Raw genomic sequence first — 22,377 nt, 5'->3', positions numbered from 1 at the left:
AATACACTGAATTATGATTAAAATAAATTTATTTATGAAAAATATTTTTGATGCGATCAAATTACATTTTGTTCAATTTGCTACAAAATTAAAAATATTTTCTTTCAAAAGAAAAAAGATTGTGGTGTTACTAGGTAATAAAGGTGTATTTCTTAGTACTTTTCTCGATAATAAATTATTAGATAAATTATTTATCCCTACTCGGGAACAGATAGACTTAAATCTTTATAAAAACTTTTTTAGTAAATTTCCAAAAAGCGATATTTATTTTTTACTTGACGGCAGTGAATGTAAAACACGGCACGATCAAATACCTATATTACAGTCAATAGTTAAACTTGATCCTATTGAACAATTTATTGAAGGTTATTTTAATAAAGAAGACATTATAGCACATTGTGTTTACGAAGTTACTACTACCCCAAGTGAAATTTGGTCGACTTTAATTATGTCGTGTCCATTTGAAACACCTTTAAGTGATATAATTTCATGCATTATAGATAAAAGATCTCTTGATTTAAAAGGAATTTACTTTTTAACGTTAGAGCTAAAAGTTATTATAAATAAAATAGTGCAGAATATAGAAAATGATAAATATAACGATTATTTTCAAATTTGTGTATATGCATCACAAGCTAGCGGTATAAAATTTATTATCAAACATAAAAATAATATAATAATAATTAGAAATCTTGAGTATCCATTTGATAAAACAACCGGCTATGTTCAAGGTATTATAGAACAAGAAATTAATGATTGTTTGATATTATTTAAAAACTATATAAGTAATCTTGACCAAAGAGCCTGTATAATTCTTATAGTAGATGAAGAGTTAAAATCTTTATTAGAATCAACAAACTTTGAAGAACGCCCTGTAATCTTTATACCGGTTGATAATATACTAAATAAGCAAACTCTAGAAAAAGAAAGATTTATAGATACGAATATTAGTAGACTGTTTCTAGAATATAAGAGTTTTCCCGCTTATAATAATAATTTAAAATCAATAAAAAAACTAGTTACTATAAAGGATCTGACATTTAAATTATATAGTGCATTACTTATAATATTAATATTAGTGGTCGGTGTTATCAAATATAATACAAAACAAAATTACAAAGACATAAACTCTATTAATGAAAAATATTATGCAACAAATCAAGAATATGATGATATCAAATATAAATATCCTTATATTAAAAATACTACTAGCCTAGCTGATTTATATGTAATAGAAAAATTACTAGAAGCACCGGTACCACTGCCGTTTGATTTACTTAAAAGGCTAATAATTACTTTAAATCCGGCTTTTAAATTAGAAGAAATTAAATGGGAATTAACAAATATAGATAATATTTTGTTAGTTTCTAAGAGACAATTAATAATCAAGTTAATACTTAAATATCATACTAATAATCTATCGGTAGATGAATCTCTAAAGATGCTAGATGATCGTATGACAAACGTAAAAAATCAATTATCTAATTTGCAGATAGATTATGTTATATATAAGGATAAAATACTTGATATATTCGGTAAGGTAGTAATTCCTTTATCGGTTAATATAGTTGATAATAAAACGTAATATTCCATGTCATTCCCGCCTACGCGGGCATGACATAAACCATGCAACGGCACTAATAACCCAAGGTAAAAATAATGTTTGAAAAATATATTATGTATTTAAAGAATCTTATATTTTTTCAATTTATTATATATTTCTTCTTTATTTCCTTAACTATTTGGATAATAAAAATTTTCCAGCAAGAATACAGTAAATCTATTCTTGATAAACAAGTTTTACAAGAAAATCTAACAGAGGAAGTTTTAAAGCTTTATTCTGTCATTAACTCTAAAGAAGAAATATTAGAATCGTACAAAAAATATGTAGATTTAAGCGTGCCAAGTAGTGTGAGTTGCTTAAATTATCAAGAACTAATTCCTAAAATAAAAAGCTTAAGCAATAAATATGATTTAGTAGAACCTATAGATGTATTTATAAATTCAGTATTTTTTAAAAATAATGTTCAGGCGATTGAAGGAGAAGGTGAATCGATTCATGTAAATAATTATAGCATAAATATAAAATATGCATGTGCAGATTTTTTGACTTTTCTAAAAATATTCTCTGAAATTTATTCTTATATGCCTCCTAATACTCTTATATCTTTTGTACGAGTACGTAATGAAGAAGTGTTAACACCTAAGAATATATATAAACTTTCAGTAAATCATGCTCCTAATCTTATTTATGCTAAATTGATATTATATATCAGAGAATTAGCCTCAAAATAAATTACCAAAATGAATAATGCAATAGTACTTAATAACGTAAATACTAATTTATTTAAAAAAGATATTGTTAATAATTTTGTCAATAATCTTATGAAATCTACTTGCTCTACTATTGCAAATATGCTTGCTATAGATTATACGCTAAGGCTTAATTCTAAACCAGAGGCTGAAAAATATATTAATAAATGTATTTCTAGACTCAAAAATTATTTAGGTATGCGGGTTATTAACGATGATAATTTTTCCGTAGCATTAGAGTTATTTGCAATAATGATTACTTCTGAAGACGAAAATGAGCAAAATAAGAATAATATTTTAGAGCAATCACAAGATATAATAGCAGAAAATCTTGTAGAAGTTTATTTTGGAGATGAAATAAATAGTACCGAAAAAGAAAAAATTAAAAATATATTTAAAACTCTTTTAAAAGAGAAGAATTTTGATAAAATAATAAATTATGCGGAGTCTCACAAAAAATTATTTAAGGCTTCTGTAATGTATGCCATGAAGAAATATAATAATATTGATGAAGCAACCATCTATATAAAGAAAGAATTTAATAAAATATTAGAGATGTCTTTAGTATTTACACAAAAAAGTAATATATTTAAACAAGCAACTGGAAAAATTGCCGGTGCTGTGTGTGCTTTATTAGTCGGAGCAATCAGTGTTGCGACTGCAGGAGCAGCTTTTTCTATCATAGTTGTACCGGCATCAATTTTTGCCGTCAGATATGCACCTGAACTTGGTGAAAAAATTGGAGGATTAATTTTGAATAATGATAATGCAATAAAACTAGAACAAAGCAATATAGATAAGTTTATGAAAACATTACAAAATGATAAAGAAATTCTTCTATCTCAAGAAAAAACAAAAAACATCAAACAAAATATTAAAGTTTCTCCTTCTCAAATCAATGTTAAATTAACTAAGAAAGTGGTTAATGAAAAACATAGATAGGGTATAGTCATTGCGAGAAGAATTACGCAGTAATTCGACGAAGCAATCCAGTAAAAATTCAATCAGAATTTTTTAATTATTTTTCTAGATTGCCACATCTCTACGCTCCTCGCAATGACGACTACGGTATCAACGCAAGCAAAGCTATTCGCATGAAATAAAGCTATTTTTACTTGAGAATATAAAATATTACTCTTATTATCTTTTTTTAAATCAATAAAATAACTTAATGGGAAAAGTAGTAATATCCGGCATGATCGGCAACGCTTTAGAATGGTATGATGATGCATTATATGCGCAATTTGCTTATATTATAGGGCAGCATTTTTGCCGGATCCAGAAATGCAAGAGACGTTAACTTTTGCGGTATTTGCTGCAGGTTTTGTAGTACGACCGCTAGGCGGTATTATTTTCGGTAATATAGGTGATAGATTCGGTAGACGTACTGCTTTGGTGATGAGTATTATAGCTATGGCAATACCGACTGCCGGGATAGGGCTCTTACCAAGTTATAAAACTATTGGAATTGCCGCTCCTATTATTTTAACTATTATCAGACTCATACAAGGTTTTTCTTTAGGAGGGGAATTTAGCGGTTGTATTTCGTATATTGTAGAACATGCTTCGTTCGAGCAGCGAGGACTTGCGGGGAGTAGCTCATTTGTTAGTATGTGCGTCGGTATGCTGTTTGGACTTGGTACAGCAGCCGGTTTTTCTTATTTTATGCCTGCTGATATGCTATTTGAATGGGGTTGGAGGATACCTTTTATTGCCGGTTTATTTATTAGCTCCGTAGGTTTATATATTAGAAAAAACCTAGCAGAAAGTCCTATTTATAAAAAAGCTAAGGGAACAAGGCGGTTAGCACGTTTTCCTTTACGAGAAACATTAACAAAATACCCAAAAGAACTAATTATCGCACTTGGTCTTTATATTACCGTAACTGCTCCTTTTTATACTTCTACGGTTTTTATTGGTAATTTTATGCAAACACTCGGTTATACTAATCAGCAAAGCACAATTGTTAGTAGTATAATATTAATCGTAATGATGATAGTATTTCCTATATCTGCGTATGTTTCGGATAAGGTGGGGCGACGTCCTGTACTAATATGGGGGGATTATCTTGTTAATTTTATCAGTCTATCCTATTTTTGTAGCCTTAGGGTCGATGAATTTTACTTTAGCTATAATAATCTCAAGTAATATTTGCTGGAGTTATTAGCAATCTATAGGGGCCTATTCCAACGGTTTTAGTAGAGATATTTCCGACTAGCATAAGATTTACCGGTGTTGCACTTTCATACAACATTGCAGCTGCTATATTTGGCGGTACTGCTCCAATGTTAGCAATGATATTAACGAAAGTTACCGGAGACAATTATGCTATTGCATATTATTTAATTGCACTTACCTTGTTATCTTCTATAATTCTAAAATTCTATAAAGAAACCTATAAAAAGAATCTAATAAATTAATATGAGCGAAGTTTTTGAAATACCAAACGGTGAAAGCAAGGTTTTACTCCATTGTTGTTGTGCTCCTTGTGTTGGCCCTTTAATGGAAAAAATGATCGATACCGGAATTAAGTTTATGCTTTTTTTCTATAATCCTAATATTCATCCTAAAAAAGAATATGAGCTTCGTAAAAACGAAAATATTAAATTTGCCGAGAAACATAATATAGAATTTATCGATGCAGATTATGATCCACAAAATTGGTTTAGGCGTGCTAAAGGGATGGAGCTTGAGCCTGAGAGAGGTATACGCTGTACAATGTGTTTTGATATGCGTTTCGAGCGTACGGCTTTATATGCTTATGAGAACGGCTTTAAAGTTATAACTAGCTCGCTTGGTATTTCTAGATGGAAAGATATGAACCAAATTAATGAATCAGGAACTAGGGCGGCATCTCATTATGAAGGGGTGACCTATTGGACTTATAATTGGCGTAAAGATGGCGGTGCTAGCAGAATGTACGAAATTGCAAAAGAAGAGAACTTTTATAAACAAGAATTTTGCGGTTGTGTTTATTCTTTCCGTGATACTAACGATTGGCGAGTAGCAAACAATCGTCCTAAAATCGAGATCGGCAAGGAGTATTATTAAGACCTCAAATTAATAAAAAAATATTTTATTTTTTTGCATCTTTATATTATAATAATCTAGACAATCTAGCTATATGAGGATTTTATATGAATAAATGGCAGTTACACGAAGCAAAGAATAAGTTAAGTAATATTATTGATATTGCAATGCATGGTACCCCTCAATGTATTACAAAAAGGGGTGAAGAAGCAGTTGTAATTATTAGTATAAAAGACTATAAACAACTTACTAAACAAAAACCTGATTTCAAAGAATATTTATTGAGCATACCTAAGACAGATAATTTGGATATTCAGAGAGCAAAAGGATATGCTAGAGATTTTGAATTATGAAATATTTATTAGATACTAATGTTGTATCTGAAATTCAAAAGAAAAAATCCACTTCTCAAGTAGCAGCATGGTTTTCAATTATTCATTCTAGCCAGTTATACTTAAGTTGTATTACTATCGGCGAAATAAGAAAGGGAATATCAAAATTAGCAAAGAAAGATAAAATAGCAAGTTTGAAATTAGAAAAATGGTTAGAAAGAATAATAATAGATTATAATGAAAGAATTCTTAATATTGACAAAGAAATATGTGAGGAGTGGGGTGAATTAATGAGTATTGATAGTACGAATGCAATCGATGCTTTAATAGCTGCACAGGCAAAACAAAGTAATATGATACTAGTTACTAGAAATATTAAACATTATAATATGTTTAATATAAAAATATTTGATCCTTTTAACTGATCAAAATTTTCTTTCCCAATAATAATACCCTATGAAAAAACTATCATTTCAGCAAATTATTCTGACATTACAAAATTATTGGCAGGATTATGGCTGTGCAATATTGCAGCCTTACGATGCCCATGTTGGAGCCGGTACGTTTCACCCTGCAACTGTACTTCGCTGCCTTGGTACTAAACCTTGGTTTGTTGCATATGTTCAGCCATCAAGAAGACCAGGGGATAGCAGGTATGGCATGCATCCTAATAGAATGCAGCATTATTATCAGTTTCAAGTTATCTTAAAGCCGTCGCCGGATAATATTCAAGAGTTATATCTTAAAAGCTTAGAATGTTTAGGCATAGATTTAAAAATTCATGATATCAGATTTGTTGAAGATGATTGGGAGTCGCCAACCTTAGGTGCTGCTGGGCTCGGCTGGGAAGTATGGTGTAACGGTATGGAAGTATCGCAATTTACTTATATGCAGCAAATCGGTGGTATTGAATGCCGTCCCGTTGCCGGTGAAATCACTTATGGACTCGAGAGGCTTGCTTTATATATTCAAGGTGTTGATGAAGTAAGAGAGCTTGATTGGAACGGGCAAGTAGGCGAAAAAGCTTTAAAATACGGTGAAGTGGATTTCGAAGCTGAATGGCAATTTTCAAAATATAATTTAGAGCTTGCCGATAGTGAAATATTACTGCGACATTTCAAGGATAGCGAAGACCAGTGTGAGAGATTAATCAAAGCTAAATTACCTATGCCGGCTTATGATGAATGCCTTAAGGCAAGTCATGCATTTAATCAACTAAATGCACTTGGAGTAATCAGCGTCACTGAGCGTGCTTCTTATGTTTTAAGAGTGCGTCATTTAGCTAGAATTTGTTGTACAAAATGGTTGGAGATGAACAAGTGAGCGAGTTATTATTAGAACTATTTAGCGAAGAAATTCCGGCTTTTATGCAAAAAAATGCTGAAGAGGGTTATTTAAATATATTCACGAAAATTTTTGAAGAAAACGAAATATTTGCAAAAGTACAAGTATTCGTGGGACCTCGCAGGATAACGCTGCATGCTACCCATTTGCCAAAGATAACTTTGCCAAAAGAGGAAGAAATTAAAGGACCAAGCATAGAAGCTCCGGAAGCCGCTATTAACGGCTTTTGTAAAGCTCATAATGTTAGTAAATTAGAGCTTCCTACTAAATTAATTAGTAATCAGCTATATTATTTCTTTGTCAAAAAAACAGAAGAAAGAGAAATAAAAGAGATTTTGCCGGAGATTATTATAGAGGCTGTTAATAAATATAGCTGGGCAAAATCGATGTTTTGGGGTGATTACAAAATAAAATGGATTAGACCTCTGCGAAATATTTTATGCATATTTGACGGCGAAATATTACCGATGCAATTTGGGCATTTAACCGCTAATAATATTACGTATGGGCATCGTCTTACTGATAATAAAAAATTAGAAGTAACAGATTTTGAAGATTATAGAAATAAGCTTTTGGAAAATCATGTTATTTTAGAAAGAGCAAAGAGAGAGACAATAATTAAAACCGGTTTACTGGAACTAGCAAATTCTCATGAGTTAATTATAAAAGAAGATAATCGTTTAGTAGAAGAAGTAGTAGGGCTTAGCGAATTTCCTGTTGTGCTGCTTGGAAAAATACCGCAAAAATTTTTAGAGTTACCTAAAGAAGTACTTATTTCTTCGATGCGTACGCATCAGAAATATTTTTGTTTATTTGATAAAACAGGAAATTTCACACCGTATTTTCTCTTTGTCAGTAATGGCAGATTTACAAATGCTGAACTAGTTATTCAAGGTAACGAGAAAGTTCTATCGGCACGTCTTTCGGATGCTTTATATTTTTGTAAGCAGGATATAGCTAAAACTTTAGAATCAAGATTAGGCCAATTAGAAGCTGTAACATTTCATGCAAAGCTTGGTAATTTAAGAGAAAAAATTGAACGCATAACCGATATTTGTAATTATATAGCTCCAAATAATAAGGATTTGATTACAGCAGCTAGACTTTGCAAAAGTGATCTTGTTTCTGAGATGGTCGGGGAATTTCCTGATTTACAGGGGATTATGGGTTATTATTATGCAAAACATGAAGGGCTAAATGCAGAAATAGCCGCTGCAATTAGAGACCATTATAAACCGCAAGGTTTGAGCGACAATGTACCAAGTGGAAATGCGGCTTTACTTGCTTTAGCCGATAAGCTAGATAGTTTAGTAGGTTTGATGATAGCAGGGGAAACACCAACAGGCTCAGGTGATCCATATGCCTTAAGACGTCAAGCTCTTGGTATTATAAGAATAATACTTGAAAATAAATTAGAGCTAAATTTTAATAATTTAATTAATTTTTCTATAAACTTATATAAAGATTCATCTGACGAAAATAAGAATTTAATAATATCTTTTTTTGAAGAAAGAGCAAAATTTTACTTTAAAAATGACTATGATATTGCGTTAATTAATGCAGTTCTTGACTTAAATTTAGTAGATACACACTTTAAGCTTGATGCGTTAAAAGAATTTTTAATAAAAGACGCAGGCAAGCAATTATTAAATGCTTACAAACGAGCTAGCAATATAATTGGTGATCAGAAAATTACCGGCTTAGTTGATGCGAGTCTCTTTAGTACACAACCTGAAAAAGAATTATTTGAAGTAATCCAAAAAATTTCTCCGCAAATTATAGATAGTATAGCTGATAAAGATTATAAGAAAGCCTTAAATTTATTATCGTCTCTATTAACTCCCATTACTAGCTTTTTTGATAATGTACTCGTTAATGACTTTGATCCAAAGATCGCTCAAAATCGTTTGTCGTTATTACAGAATATTTGTGAATTATTTGATAAACTAGCTAAGTTTAACCCCTTATGATAAACAAAGCAGTTCGATTTATAAAATCAGGTAAAGTGGTTGTTTTTCCGACTGAAACAGTCTATGGGATTGGTGCGGATGCCACAAGTAATGAGGCGTGTTTAAAGATTTTTCAGTTTAAAGAGCGTCCTGCTATCAATCCGCTTATCGTGCATGTCTCCTCCATAGAGCAAGCAAAGGAAATAGGGGAGTTTGACGATTTAGCTACAAAAATAGCAGAAAATTTTTGGTCTGGACCATTATCTATAGTTGTCCCTTTAAAAGAGAATGCAAATATTGCCCCTAGCGTAACAGCAGGACTAAATACCATAGCACTTCGGATACCATCTTATCCTATAGCGTTAGAGCTTATCAGACAATCAGGCATACCTATAGCTGCCCCAAGTGCTAACCCTTCAAACTATATTAGCCCGACTAACGCTGAGCATGTCACAAAACATTTTAAGGATAATCAGGAAATTTTTATTTTAGCACCTGAAATCTATCAATCTAAATATGGGCTAGAGTCAACGATAATTGATACAACAACTGTTACTCCTACTATTCTTAGAGAAGGGTTTATAACTGCTGAAATTTTAGGAGAAATACTAGGGATAGAAGTTTTAAAAGCATCAGAGACAAGTACTATAAAAGCTTCGGGAATGCTTGCAAAACACTATTCACCAAAAGTACCGGTTAGGCTAAATGCTATAAATTTAGAGGATAAAGAAATCGGATTAAATTTTGGCAATAGCAATCTTACAGGAAGATTTTCATTAAACTTAAGTGTAAAAGGTGACTTTATAGAAGCCGCTGCAAATCTTTATGCTTATTTAAGAATACTTGACGATTATGCTGCATCTCATGATGTAAGAGGTATAGCAGTTAGCCCTATACCTCAAGTGAATATAGGGGCTGCAATTAATGATCGCCTAAAACGTGCCGCAAAATCATAAATTTCGGCGTTCTATTCGCCTTAATAGCTTTTTGATGATATTTGGTAATTACATAGTTATCGTGCGGTTTTAAATAATCATTTTTATTTATAATTTCAAAATTACCGTTCTGCTTTATTAACTCTATTGCTTCATAAAAATAATTTTCGATATCGGAAGCAAATACTAAATTACCATTGTCTTTTAGCTTATCTTGTAAAATCTTAAGTCGTTCTTTATTGAAAATACGTTTCTTTTTTTGCTTATTTTTTATCCATGGATCGGGAAATAAAATATAAATTCCATCAAGGCTATTACTTGGTATCTCATTTAATATTAAATCCAAATTATTAGGGAATAATAAAAAATTCGTGATATTTTGTTCGCCTGCAAGCTTTAAAACATTTGCAACTCCGTTTAAATATACCTCTACCCCAATAAAAAGTGCATTAGGATTCATTTTAGCTTGATTAATGAAATGCTCACCCATACCAAAGCCTATCTCAAGAAATACTTTACGTTTTTCATTTACAAGCTTTTCTTTAGAAAATAAATATTTTGGTAGTTTGTTATCTAATAAATTCTTTTGCACTCCTGATAAGCTTTTACCGATACGTCTTGCATATGACCGATTGAGATTAATAGGAGTAAATAATATTACCCTACTGTGACCTTGTAGATCCTTATAAACGCTTTCAATATTATAACCATGATCTAAGAAAATTTGGGTTACCGCTTCTTCCTGTTTAAACCCTATTTCTAATATAATCTTACCGTTTGGTTTTAAGAATTGTTTGGCATTTTCGGCGATGAGAAAGTAAGCTTGCAGTCCGTCTTTTTCAGCAAATAAAGCAATAGACGGTTCATAATTGATTGTTTCAATTGCCATCTCTGATTTTTCGCTGTGAGCTATATATGGCGGGTTGCTAACGATAAAATCAAATTTCTGAGTTTCAATATTCTCAAACCAATTACTGTGAATAATCTGAATGCGATCCGTTACCTCATATTTTGCTGCATTACTTTTGATAATGTCTAGAGCATCAAAACTTATATCGGTTGCAATTACATTAGCATTCGGTAACTCACATAATAGACTGATAGCAATGCAGCCGCTACCTGTGCCAAGTTCTAGGATATTTAAGAATTTGTCATTGCAGTTTTCGCTTATGTCATTCCCGCGAAAGCAGGGATCCGGTTGCTTTTTTTCTGGATTCCCGCTTTCGCGGGAATGACATTGAAATACTACAACATCCACCAAAACTTCAGTATCGCTTCTTGGAATTAATACATGTTTATTAACAATAAATTCACGTGAGTAAAATTCTGTAACACCTGTAATATATACTATCGGTTCATACTTTAATCTTCTCGCTAACAGTTTTTCAAAAGCTTCTATCTCGGCTTCATTTAACTGTTCATCAAGATTAATAAGTAAATACTCAATAGGTTTATTTATAACATGCTGTAGTAAAATTCGTGCTTCTAATTGCGGCGAACTAATACCTATTTTATTTAATTTATCTGTAGCGTCACTAAGAATTTGCTTTATAGAACACTGCATGGAAAGTTTTATTTTCTGCCAAAATTTTTCATTTCTAAAATCTCATCTACACTACCTAGCGGTGCTCGTTTTTTAAGTTCAGTAAATTCACGAAATATATTATTACCAAATTTATTCTTATAATATTCGGGTTCTAGAGTTATAATATCTATTTTAAGATAATTTTTGGTTTTAGGTATTTTATTTTCATAAACCGTTTTATGTTATTATATCACCAATTATTTCTGAATAACTATTTTTAAAGCTAAGATTTGCTAATGTTTCTAAATCACAAGTGATTCAAGGTTCTTGTTCGTGTTGATTTTTTAATAAATAAGGACTGGTACAAAACCAAGCGAACTCTCCTTTTATCTGGTCAGCAGTTAGTTTATTTAGTACTTCACCATTTTCCCCATACAAAATCAAGTCAGAAAAAGCACCATATCTTGCTTCGGTAAATTTTATGGGAGCTTTCTTCTTACCTAAAATTTGTTTTTTCTCATATTCTTTAATAATAATATGAGTTATATTTTTTGTTGGAACAGTAATCATATATTCTTTTTTGTTAGGATAAATAATCTCTGCACATTTAGCAATAAAATTATGAAGTTTAAGCGAAAGATTAGAATGTTTTTTAGTATTATTATAGTCATATATTGGAGCTTTAAATAAAATTTGCGTTCTGGAAGTTGCCATAGTTATAATCATTTCTGCCGATGGTATATCAATACTACTTTTCTGTTCCCATGCTTTATTATAGGTAAAAACTACATATACATCTGTTAAATCTTGGTCTGATATTCTATGCTAGAGTCAAAAGCATCTAGGCCCATAAAAGCTTTTCTATATTCTTTTTCCCGGACTGGTTTATAAACTCCCCCTGTTTCTTTGAGAAATTTTGCCAAGTAGTTACATTTACTCCATTAACTTTTACCATATAAAAATGTAAATCATCTTCTACTTCATAATGATAAATTTCTGATTTTACTTCTTGTGCTTTATATAGCTTTGTAAAAAGATGTTGTAAATTAGAATATTTTTCATCTATTTTACTGAAATCAAATTCAGAGAAAATCCGCAGAGCTTGCATATATTGCATGTCTATATTATCAGGTGCTTTTGCTTCTTTGCATGCAACTTTTATAAATTTATTTAATTGTTCTTATTGCTCATTAAAATCATTTTTTTTAAATTCTTCTAAAAATTTTTTTAATAAAAGTTCTTTCCTATAATTTGCATCATCAATATACGTACTATTATTAATATCTATGCCTGTTTTTAATCTTAGAGAAAGAATTTCATTGACGAATTCAGAAATTTTAATTTCATGTTCTGTACTATATTGGGAAGAGCTAGCACTTTTTATAGATTGCGGTTTAAAAGATAAATTATTACCTTTTTTTAAAATAAAATCTTTTACTTTTGGCCAATCTCTATAATTTGATATGTCTAAGGAAATAATTTTGTCTGTGGCGGTACTTAAATCTTGCAGAAAAGTAAAAATCTTTTCTAAGCTCGCTTTTTGTTTTTAAGGTTTAAAATACCCTCTTCCATAGAATATAAGGCTTCTTCTAATTTAGCATTAGCTTTTTTCATATTTTATAAATAAATATTAATCCTTAACATTATATTAAAAATTAATATTTTGTTAATTATAAACTAATTATCTCTTCCAGATCCCTTGGCAACTCACAAGAAAATTCCATAATCTCATTACTAGTCGGATGAGTAAAACTTAAATACCAAGAATGCAGGGCTTGACGTTTAAAATCAATTAATTTTGCTTTTAATTCAGGCGGAGAATGAGCAATTTTTCGGTCGTTATTGCCGTAAGTTTGGTCGCCGACTACCGAATGCTTTAAATGGCTTAGCTGTACTCTAATTTGGTGAGTTCTACCCGTACTAAGCTTGCACTCCACCATACTAATACTACCTTTATAAAATAATTCTAGAGTCTTATAATGTGTAACGGCTTCTTTGCCGCCATATTTTAATATGGTCATTTTTTGGCGATCGCTTCGGCTGCGACCTATATTATTCTTAATGACTCCTTCTAGCGGATTTATTACTCCCCACACTAACACTTTATATTTCCGTATTACCTGCCTTTGTTCTATCTGATTTGCAAGTAGCATATGTGCTTTATTATTTTTAGCAACTACCATCAAGCCTGTAGTGTCTTTATCTAAACGATGTACTATCCCGGGTCTTTCTGATGAGCCGATATCCGATAAGTTTTTTGTATGATGTAATAAAGCATTAACAAGCGTATCGTTATGATGCCCTGCTCCTGGGTGTACCGTCATACCTGCAGCTTTGTTAATTACTATCAAATCATCGTCTTCATATATTATATCAAGTGCTACATTTGCTGCTGCAATTTTTAGCTCTTCAGGTTCTTTAAAAGAAAATAATATAATATCATTCTCCTTGACCAAAACATCAGGATCAGAAATAATTACATTATTAACTAGTACTTGCGAATCTTTAATAGCTTTTTGGATTTGATTCCTTGAAACATTTTCAAGAAGCGATGATAGAGCTTTATCAAGCCTTATGCCATTTAGTTCGTGTGGTACGGAATATTTTAACATATTTTATTTTAAGATAATGAATAATACGCTTAAATGGTTAAGTGCAATCGGTGTTGAATATTATTGCCATGAACATCCACCGCAATTAAAGGTACGTAATAATACTGAACTAACTGAAAAGCCACAAGTAAAACTTATGTCTACAAAAGAAACTGCATTCAATATGAATGATAAAGTTTATGATAATATAACCCTAGCAAGATCTCTTGCCGATAAAGCTAATAATATCGAAGAACTAAAAGAATCTCTAATAAATTTTAATGGTTGTGAACTTAAGAAATTTGCTACTAATACGGTTTTCGGTGATGGTAATTTGGAAGCTAAAATTATGTTAATAGGCGAAGCCCCGGGAAGTACCGAAGATTTGAAAGGAATACCTTTTTACGGCGAAAGTGGTAATTTACTTGATAATATGCTACATGCTATCGGAATTTCACGAAAAAATAACGCTTATATTACTAATACGGTATTTTGGCGTCCTCCTGCTAATAGACAGCCGACGTTCGAAGAAGTCGATATTTGTAGACCTTTTGTCGAGAAGCATATTGCTCTTATTAACCCGCAGCTAATTATTCTAGTCGGTAGCACGGCTGCAACTAGTTTACTTGGAAAAAATTCGGGTATTACTAAAATTAGACAAGAATATTATTTTTATACCAATAAATATCTATCCGCTCCTATTCAAACTACGGCAATCTTCCACCCTGCCTATTTACTCCGCCAACCTATGCAAAAACGCACCTCTTGGTATGATTTGCTCAAGATTAAGGAGTATTTAGTCAATAATAGACTTCTTGCATAACTTGTACATTAATCTAGTACTAACAGTTTCACGTACTTTTCAAAATAATTTTCTACTGGACAATTAGTCGTATATATGCGACAGTGTAATCATCTCTAGTTAAGCTTAATATGCAAAACACTAAACAAATACAATTTTTATAATAGATATTCTGCTATTAAATGCAGGTAATAAAGATACTCAAGGTAAAGATATTAAAAAAGCCTTAGAAATAATAGAAGAAGTTTATAAACGAAATTGAGGGTGTTATATGGAAAGTTTACAGATTATTTAAAAGAAAAATTACAAAATGAGGAAATATTAGTAGGGTATATTAATGAAGCGTTAGAGCAATATTTCGTGGATCATAATAATGAGCTATAATGGCTACTTTAAAAGAAGCCATTATAGCAAGAGGAAGTATAGCAAAAATCTCTAAAGAAGCTCATATAAATAGGCAACATATATATAGAGAATATTATCTAGCAAAGGTAATCCAAGTGTCGACAATATAGAATCTTTATTAAACCCTTTAGACTTGCAGTTGAAAGTAGAAGCATGTGCGTTTTAAATTTTCATTAACCTTGCAAGTTGAGCAAGATATCAAAGAAATTTTTTAAATCCTAATAAATCATAATTCATTTCTAATTTCATTAAATTAGGGTTATACTTACTGATGTATAAAAATAAGGTATATCCATATGACCAATGAAAATAATAATGATTCAGAATTTGCTGAATTAAAAATCAGAGGAAAAATATTTAAATTACCTATACTTAAAGCAAGTATCGGTGAGGATGTAATCGATATAAGTAGGGTATCTGCGGAAGCCGATTGTTTTACTTACGACCCGGGTTTTATGTCTACTGCTTCTTGTCAGTCTACTATCACCTATATAGACGGTGATAAAGGAATCTTGCGGCATCGAGGATATGATATTAAAGACTTAGCTGAGAAAAGTGATTTTTTAGAAGTGGCATATTTACTGATTTATGGGGAACTACCAAGTGGCGAGCAGTATAATAATTTCACTAAACAGGTTGCTCATCATTCATTAGTGAATGAAAGATTACACTATTTATTTCAAACCTTTTGTAGCTCTTCTCATCCTATGGCTATTATGCTTGCGGCTGTCGGTTCTCTTTCGGCATTTTATCCTGATTTATTGAATTTTAAGGAAGCAGATTACGAACTTACCGCTATTAGAATGATTGCTAAGATACCTACCATCGCTGCAATGTCTTATAAATATTCTATAGGACAACCGTTTATTTATCCTGATAATTCGTTAGATTTTACCGAAAATTTTCTGCATATGATGTTTGCAACGCCTTGTATGAAATATACAGTAAATCCAATAATAAAAAATGCTCTTAATAAGATATTTATCCTACATGCCGATCATGAGCAGAATGCTTCTACTTCAACAGTCCGAATTGCCGGCTCATCCGGAGCTAACCCTTTTGCTTGTATTAGCACGGGTATTGCCTCACTTTGGGGACCTGCTCACGGCGGGGCTAATGAAGCGGTAATAAATATGCTTAAAGAAATCGGTAGTTCAGAGTATATTCCTAAATATATAGCTAAAGCTAAGGATAAAAATGATCCATTTAGATTAATGGGTTTTGGTCATCGTGTATATAAAAACTATGACCCGCGTGCCGCAGTACTTAAAGAAACGTGCAAAGAAGTATTAAAGGAACTCGGGCAGCTAGACAACAATCCGCTCTTACAAATAGCAATAGAACTTGAAGCTATCGCTCTTAAAGATGAATATTTTATTGAGAGAAAATTATATCCAAATGTTGATTTTTATTCGGGTATTATCTATAAAGCTATGGGTATACCGTCGCAAATGTTCACGGTACTTTTTGCAATAGCAAGAACCGTAGGCTGGATGGCACAATGGAAAGAAATGCACGAAGACCCTGAACAAAAAATCAGCAGACCTAGACAGCTTTACACCGGTTATGTACATAGAGAGTATAAGGGTATTCGGGAGAGGTAAACATTTTCGTCATTGCGAGCGACTGTAAGGAGCGTAGCAATCTCAAGAGATTTGATGAGATTGCCACGTCGCTTCGCGCCTTGCAATGACGTTGAAAATATAAATCATATGCATTTTATTGATGAAGTTAAAATATATATAAAAGGTGGGAACGGTGGCAATGGTTGTGTTAGTTTCCATCGTGAGAGATTTATTGACAGAGGCGGACCGGACGGTGGTGATGGTGGACGTGGCGGTAGTGTTATTTTCAGGAGTAAGCACCATCTTAATACGCTAGTAAATTATCGATATAAACAGCATTTTACCGCAGAAAACGGCAAAAATGGTAAAGATTCAAATAGAAGCGGTAAATCAGGAAAATCATTAGTTCTTGATGTTCCGATCGGTACTCAAATCTTTTCCGAGGACGGCAATATATTATTGTATGATTTCACTGTGGATGATCAAAGCTTTGAAATAATTAAAGGAGGAAGTGGTGGTCTTGGTAACAGCCATTTCAAATCGTCGGTTAATCAAGCTCCAAGAAAGCGTACGGAAGGAGAAATTGCCGAAGAAATGTGGATTCATTTAAGTTTAAAACTTCTCTCTGATGTTGGGCTTGTGGGGCTTCCAAATGCCGGTAAATCTACTTTTTTATCCGTTGTAACGGCAGCCAAGCCTAAAATTGCCGATTATCCCTTTACTACTTTAGTGCCGAATCTTGGAGTGGTATATGTTGATGACGAAGAGTTTGTCATAGCCGATATTCCTGGTTTAATTGAGGGGGCTCATCAAGGTCACGGACTTGGCGATAAATTCTTAAAGCATATAGAAAGATGTAATGTATTAATACATTTAATAGATGGCTCTAGTAATGATGTAGTTGCAGATTATAATACGGTACGTCTTGAGCTTGAGTCATATTCCGATTATCTAAAAAATAAAATCGAAACCATATGTCTTAATAAATGCGATGTTCTCACAGATGAGGAAATACAGGAAAAAATAAATAAGCTGCAGAAAGTTACTAATAAAGAAGTGTTTCCTATCTCTACCTGCACTAATGCTGGAGTAAATAAAATAGTTAAACTTGCTTTAGAGACTATAAAAAATCAGGAGTAATACTACTAGGTATTGCCTGCGTGGATACTGAGGATTGTCATTACGAGGATTCCTGAGATTGCCAAGTTCACTAACGTTCGCTTGCAATGACAATGAATAAGCTTTAAATTAAAGTAATACGTTGCTCTTCTGCTTCTAGATATTTCTCTAGCTCTTCCTTAGTATATTTCTTTTCTTTAAGCTTTATTTCGTGATTAAATATATATTGTACAGCTTTATCTTCTAAGGCAGGACCTTTAAGTCCTTCAATTGCTCTAGGATTATTTTTATAAAAATCAAATATCATATTTTCCTGCCCAGGAAAATTACGTGCTTGCTGCATAATAACTTTTCTTAAATCATCAGGCTCTAATTGCAAATTTTTAGATTTTGCATATTCAGCAAGTAATAAGCCTATTCGCACACGGCGTAGGGCTAATTTATTATAATATGCTGTTATTTCTTTAGAGGATTTATCTTTCAATAATGATTCATCTTGTTCATTTTTATCGGTTCCGGACTTTAGAATATTTTTTTCTTGCTCTAATAAAGATTCCGGTACATCAAAATCTAACAATTTTTCTAACTTATCAAATAAGTTCATTTTCATTATAGTATTAATAGCTTCTTCCGACTCATTTTCTATTTGTTTAGTAAAATGTGTACGTAATTCTTCAAGGCTATTACTTTGGAATTTTTTAGCAAATTCGTCATCGATAACGGTAGGTTCTGCAGTATGTACTGCTTTAATTTGTACTACAAAACGAGCATCCTTACCTGCTAAATCTTTAGCATGGTAATTTTCAGGAAAAGTAACATTAACATCTACTTCACTACCTGTTTTAGAACCTATTAATTGTTTCTCAAAACCGGGAATAAGTGCATTACTACCTATTATTACCTTAAAATCATTTAATTTACCGTCCTCAAAAGCTTTCTCCTTGATGTACCCGATTGCATCAATAGTAACCTGATCTCCGTCTTTTATTTTTGCTTTACTTTCTTTAGTATAATTTTTTGTTAATGCAGCAAGTTTTTCTAGTTGTTCTTCAACATCTTTAGAGTTTACTTCTAATTTTGGACGATCTAGTGAGATCTTTTTTAAATCCGGAATAGTAATTTTAGGTAATAGCTCTATTTTTACGGTAAATTCTAAAGCTTTATCGGATTCGTTTTGTAATTCTTCAATTTTGGGTCTACCGATTATATTTAGATTATGCTCTTTAATAACATGATTTACTGAATGGTTAATTCTTCTTTCTATTATATCATTCCTGATGGAAGTACCGTATTTTTTCTTAACAATTGAAACCGGTACTTTACCGGCTCTAAAACCTGCTATTTTAACTTTTTTGGTTAAATCAAGTAATTCTTTTTGAATATCGTCATCTATCTCACTTAAAGGAGTAGAAATTCTTGCATGAAAATCCAATCCTTCGTTTTTTAATACGGTAATTCCCATTTTAATAATCCATTAATTCTGTATATAGTTTGCTAATCAAAATAAACTAAAGAGCTGCAATATGCAATAGTTTTTGTAAAATCCCATTAGGATTAGGCATTGCTAACTGTGAGTTTCGCAGAACTCACCTTTGCTGGCATATAGTCGTCTATTTTTGCAATCACTAACTATTTCGCGTTAGCACTTAACAGCAATTGAGCCATTTCCATAGCAGTAAGCTCCTGCTTCTTATAATTTTCAAGGGCTTTAATAATTTGGGATATATCAAATATCTTATCGGTATTATTAATATAACAATATTTAGCCCGATTTCCCTTTTTTATTGTATTAATGTTCGGTTCGATGTTTGATATAGTACGTAATAACCTTAATTTGTGTCTATAAATCATTATGATAATTTTTTTCTGCTACTTTATTCTTAGTGCTAAGTAATCGTTTGCCGTTGCTTGTTTGTACTTTTCGTTTTGTTTCATCAGGATAAGTATTAAGCAATCCATGTAGGCTATTTGAGCATTACTAAATTCTTTCCCTGGATGAGCTTTAAGGAACTCAATAACTGTCAAATTTTTTATTATAATATACCTCATTATAATTAACCGCTCTATTAGTATTATTAACATAACAATATTTAGTCAAAAGCCCTTTTTTTATTATCTTAATGTTCGGTTCTATTTTTTGTATAGCGTTCAATAGCTTATTCAATTCATTTCTATAAATCAGGATAATAATTTTTCTCTTTCTTACTTCGCTTTTAGCATTAAGTAATCGTTTATCATTGCTTGCTTCCTCTTTTTTCTTTGCTTCTTCAGGATAAGTATCAACTAGCCAGGTTGCTATTTTAGAAGCAGTAAATTCTTTGCCGGCATGAGTTTTAAGAGTTTAATAATTGCAGTTTTGCGGTCAAAAAAAGACATATTCGGTAATTATATTAAGTTATAATTCATATTACTTTATTTTTTAGACATTGCTAAATTAAAGATGGATATTGTCATGAGCTAAGCGACTAGCCGTAGTCGATTTTGTAGAAGTACTTTTTTCTTTTTTGTTATTGCTCGTTTGTTCTTTATCTGAGTTAACTTTAAAAGCTCAATAATTACAGCTTTGTATTGAAATTTTGCAGAAAAAATAAATTATAAATTCTTCAAAGTAAACAAATTAATTATATAGAAATAAAAAATTAATATTATAGTGGTATAAAAATACAACTATTTTTTAAATTTTATAAAGATAAGGTATTTATGGGGTAACCCTTTATTTTTTAAAAAGAATTTAAAGGGTTATATCTTACTTTTTTAGAGTATATTGCAATAAACTAGATGATTTAGGAGCAAAAGCAAGTAAATAAATTGGGTATAAGATTTGTGGCATTGTTAACCAAAGATAGATATTATTATGAGCTAAATAACTGAAAGTGTTGTTGTGTGGAGGCCAAATCGTCATTGCGAGGCGCGAAGCGACGTGGCAATCCAAAAAAATAATTAAAAAAATTCTGATTTACAGAATTTTTTACTGGATTGCTTCGTCGAATTACTACGTAATTCTTCTCGCAATGACGGAAAACCAATCCACGCAACAATGCCACGCAGGAATGACATTAAGAGCATTTTTTATTAGACTGCTGAGTCAATTACTGAGTAATTTTCCTCACAATGGCGTTAAGCAATAAGATTTAAGCGTACTTCTTCGTTCAGTTCTTTAGCAGAAGATAATTCTATATCAAGTTCGGCAAATATCTGCACTAAAGCTACAGATAAATCATTGATCATTTTGTCGGTATGGGCAGGGGTTGGGATGATGCGGAGGCGTTCCGTACCTCTCGGTACGGTTGGAAAATTGATATGTTGAACGTAAATACCGTATTCATTAAGGAGCATATTTGAGGCTTTCGCCGTTTTAATCGGATCACCAATAATGATCGGCACTATATGACTTTCATTTTTCAAATAAGGTATATTAAAACGTTCAAAAGAATTTTTAAGTTTTGTAACTACTTCTTGATGTTTTATTCGTTCTTCATTCGATTCTTTAAGATGTCTAATACTATGCGTTGCAGCGGTAGAAATTACCGGCGGCAATGAAGTAGTGAAAATAAACCCTGGAGCGGTTAGTCTTATAGCGTCGACTAAATTATGGTTGCTAGTGATATAACCGCCGATAGTACCATATGCTTTGGCAAGTGTCCCTTGAATAATATCGATTTGATCACTACAATTAAGAAGCTCGGCAATACCACCACCCTGTTTACCGTATAAACCGACCGTATGAACTTCATCGATAAAGGTTAAAGCATTATATTTTTTGGCTAAGTTGATTATATCTTTGATAGGTGAGAAAAAACCGTCCATAGAGTAAGCCGATTCAAAAACAACAATTTTCGGTCTATTAATATCGACTGATTGTAAAAGCTCTTCTAGATGCTTAACGTCTAAATGTCTATATATATATTTCTCGGCTCTTGAACTTGTAATCCCTGCAATTATTGATGCATGATTTAGCTCATCGGAGAAAAATACTATATCCGGTATGATTTTAGCAAGACTTGCAAGCGTTGTATCATTTGCAACAAAACCGGATGTAAAAACTAAAGCTGCTTGCTTTTTGTGTAAATTTGCAAGTTCTTTTTCAAGCTCAAGAATGGCGATATTATTACCGCCGATATTGCGAGTTCCACCTGACCCAACACCGTATTTTAGCAAGGCATCTATAGAAGCGTGCATTACTTTTGCATGTTTACTCATACCCAAATAGTCATTAATGCACCACATAACTATTTGTTTATTAGCGTGTTCTGCAAAAGGAAAATTATCGGCTTGTCTTTTTAAGGCCTTAAATTTTCGATATCTTCCTTCGTTTTTTATCTTTTCTATATTTTTTCTAAATATAATATCGTAATAAGACATTTTTTTGATTTTTTTTCCGCGTAGGCGGGGATTCCTTTTTTTTATTTTTAAAATTTTTTATCTAAATATTTTTAATGTTTTTTTTTTTTTTTCGCCTTTGTGGGG

At 31.8% G+C, this 22,377-nt stretch carries 21 protein-coding genes and 2 pseudogenes; 14 read left to right on the top strand and 9 right to left on the bottom strand.

Annotation, left to right across the window (positions count from 1 at the left end):
- Positions 1-13: 13 nt before the first annotated feature.
- From TENJIKU01_RS01605 to TENJIKU01_RS01560, 10 genes and pseudogenes are all read left to right on the top strand, one after another.
- Positions 14-1,585 (top strand): hypothetical protein, encoded by a 1,572-nt coding sequence (locus TENJIKU01_RS01605; protein ID WP_064428959.1) that lies wholly within the window; start codon positions 14-16, stop codon positions 1,583-1,585.
- Positions 1,586-1,659: 74 nt separating this feature from the next.
- Positions 1,660-2,295, top strand: coding sequence for a hypothetical protein (locus TENJIKU01_RS01600; RefSeq protein ID WP_064428958.1), 636 nt, complete (start codon positions 1,660-1,662; stop codon positions 2,293-2,295).
- Between the two features lie 9 nt (positions 2,296-2,304).
- Complete coding sequence (locus tag TENJIKU01_RS01595) at positions 2,305-3,255, top strand: RP853 family protein (RefSeq protein ID WP_064428957.1); 951 nt, start codon at positions 2,305-2,307, stop codon at positions 3,253-3,255.
- Positions 3,256-3,484: 229 nt separating this feature from the next.
- Positions 3,485-4,733 (top strand): annotated as a pseudogene (locus tag TENJIKU01_RS01590) (MFS transporter).
- 1 nt (position 4,734) lies between these two features.
- Positions 4,735-5,364 carry an epoxyqueuosine reductase QueH gene (locus TENJIKU01_RS01585; protein ID WP_012151426.1) on the top strand — a complete coding sequence of 210 codons (630 nt, stop codon included), beginning with the start codon at positions 4,735-4,737 and terminating at the stop codon, positions 5,362-5,364.
- A gap of 86 nt (positions 5,365-5,450) precedes the next feature.
- On the top strand, positions 5,451-5,696 hold the full coding sequence (locus TENJIKU01_RS01580) for a type II toxin-antitoxin system Phd/YefM family antitoxin (protein WP_004997145.1): 246 nt from the start codon (positions 5,451-5,453) through the stop codon (positions 5,694-5,696).
- The gene (locus tag TENJIKU01_RS01575; protein WP_016926646.1) at positions 5,693-6,100 is read left to right on the top strand and encodes a type II toxin-antitoxin system VapC family toxin; all 408 of its coding nucleotides are present in this window, start codon (positions 5,693-5,695) and stop codon (positions 6,098-6,100) included. The genes TENJIKU01_RS01580 and TENJIKU01_RS01575 overlap by 4 nt, the downstream gene beginning before the upstream one ends.
- Positions 6,101-6,131: 31 nt before the next feature.
- Complete coding sequence (locus TENJIKU01_RS01570; RefSeq protein ID WP_064428956.1) at positions 6,132-6,998, top strand: glycine--tRNA ligase subunit alpha; 867 nt, start codon at positions 6,132-6,134, stop codon at positions 6,996-6,998.
- The gene (glyS, locus tag TENJIKU01_RS01565; RefSeq protein ID WP_064428986.1) at positions 6,995-8,989 is read left to right on the top strand and encodes a glycine--tRNA ligase subunit beta; all 1,995 of its coding nucleotides are present in this window, start codon (positions 6,995-6,997) and stop codon (positions 8,987-8,989) included. Before TENJIKU01_RS01570 ends, glyS begins: the two co-directional genes overlap by 4 nt.
- Positions 8,986-9,924 (top strand): L-threonylcarbamoyladenylate synthase, encoded by a 939-nt coding sequence (locus TENJIKU01_RS01560; protein WP_064428955.1) that lies wholly within the window; start codon positions 8,986-8,988, stop codon positions 9,922-9,924. Before glyS ends, TENJIKU01_RS01560 begins: the two co-directional genes overlap by 4 nt.
- Here TENJIKU01_RS01560 and trmB read toward each other — a convergent pair.
- From trmB to TENJIKU01_RS01540, 4 genes are all read right to left on the bottom strand, one after another.
- Positions 9,890-11,467, bottom strand: a complete 1,578-nt coding sequence (gene trmB / locus TENJIKU01_RS01555) for a bifunctional peptide chain release factor N(5)-glutamine methyltransferase PrmC/tRNA (guanosine(46)-N7)-methyltransferase TrmB (protein WP_064428954.1) — start codon at positions 11,465-11,467, stop codon at positions 9,890-9,892. The two genes, TENJIKU01_RS01560 and trmB, sit on opposite strands and share 35 nt — an antisense overlap.
- A 279-nt stretch (positions 11,468-11,746) precedes the next feature.
- Positions 11,747-12,142, bottom strand: a complete 396-nt coding sequence (locus TENJIKU01_RS09420) for a hypothetical protein (RefSeq protein ID WP_227779835.1) — start codon at positions 12,140-12,142, stop codon at positions 11,747-11,749.
- 127 nt (positions 12,143-12,269) lie between these two features.
- Positions 12,270-12,545 carry a hypothetical protein gene (locus TENJIKU01_RS01545; protein WP_010977869.1) on the bottom strand — a complete coding sequence of 92 codons (276 nt, stop codon included), beginning with the start codon at positions 12,543-12,545 and terminating at the stop codon, positions 12,270-12,272.
- A gap of 553 nt (positions 12,546-13,098) precedes the next feature.
- Positions 13,099-14,040 (bottom strand): RluA family pseudouridine synthase, encoded by a 942-nt coding sequence (locus tag TENJIKU01_RS01540; protein ID WP_064428953.1) that lies wholly within the window; start codon positions 14,038-14,040, stop codon positions 13,099-13,101.
- A 16-nt stretch (positions 14,041-14,056) separates the two neighbouring features.
- Between TENJIKU01_RS01540 and TENJIKU01_RS01535 the strand changes: the two genes are divergently transcribed.
- From TENJIKU01_RS01535 to obgE, 4 genes are all read left to right on the top strand, one after another.
- A complete protein-coding gene (locus TENJIKU01_RS01535; RefSeq protein WP_064428952.1) occupies positions 14,057-14,842 on the top strand; it encodes a uracil-DNA glycosylase family protein in 786 nt (261 codons plus the stop codon).
- 362 nt (positions 14,843-15,204) lie between these two features.
- Positions 15,205-15,336, top strand: a complete 132-nt coding sequence (locus tag TENJIKU01_RS01530) for a hypothetical protein (RefSeq protein WP_064428951.1) — start codon at positions 15,205-15,207, stop codon at positions 15,334-15,336.
- A gap of 186 nt (positions 15,337-15,522) precedes the next feature.
- Positions 15,523-16,830: a citrate synthase gene (locus tag TENJIKU01_RS01525; protein WP_064428950.1), complete on the top strand. Its 1,308-nt coding sequence runs from the start codon at positions 15,523-15,525 to the stop codon at positions 16,828-16,830.
- 108 nt (positions 16,831-16,938) lie between these two features.
- Positions 16,939-17,931 carry a GTPase ObgE gene (gene obgE / locus TENJIKU01_RS01520; RefSeq protein WP_064428949.1) on the top strand — a complete coding sequence of 331 codons (993 nt, stop codon included), beginning with the start codon at positions 16,939-16,941 and terminating at the stop codon, positions 17,929-17,931.
- A gap of 103 nt (positions 17,932-18,034) precedes the next feature.
- Here the strand turns inward: obgE and tig are convergent, their stop codons facing one another.
- From tig to hemA, 5 genes and pseudogenes are all read right to left on the bottom strand, one after another.
- The gene (gene tig, locus TENJIKU01_RS01515; RefSeq protein WP_064428948.1) at positions 18,035-19,372 is read right to left on the bottom strand and encodes a trigger factor; all 1,338 of its coding nucleotides are present in this window, start codon (positions 19,370-19,372) and stop codon (positions 18,035-18,037) included.
- A 167-nt stretch (positions 19,373-19,539) separates the two neighbouring features.
- A complete protein-coding gene (locus TENJIKU01_RS10540) occupies positions 19,540-19,761 on the bottom strand; it encodes a hypothetical protein (protein WP_064428947.1) in 222 nt (73 codons plus the stop codon).
- 18 nt (positions 19,762-19,779) lie between these two features.
- A pseudogene (locus TENJIKU01_RS10535) lies at positions 19,780-20,062 on the bottom strand (hypothetical protein).
- A gap of 788 nt (positions 20,063-20,850) precedes the next feature.
- Positions 20,851-20,976: a hypothetical protein gene (locus tag TENJIKU01_RS10085; protein ID WP_255374160.1), complete on the bottom strand. Its 126-nt coding sequence runs from the start codon at positions 20,974-20,976 to the stop codon at positions 20,851-20,853.
- Positions 20,977-21,027: 51 nt separating this feature from the next.
- Entirely contained in the window at positions 21,028-22,272 is a 1,245-nt protein-coding gene (gene hemA, locus TENJIKU01_RS01500) for a 5-aminolevulinate synthase (protein WP_064428946.1), read from the bottom strand.
- Positions 22,273-22,377: the final 105 nt, after the last annotated feature.

The organism is Rickettsia sp. Tenjiku01, assembly GCF_001653015.1.
In the GTDB taxonomy this organism is placed as follows: Bacteria; Pseudomonadota; Alphaproteobacteria; order Rickettsiales; family Rickettsiaceae; genus Rickettsia; species Rickettsia rickettsii.
The sequence above is the reverse complement of the archived record's forward strand: the minus strand, read 5'-3'. Positions and strand labels throughout refer to the sequence as shown.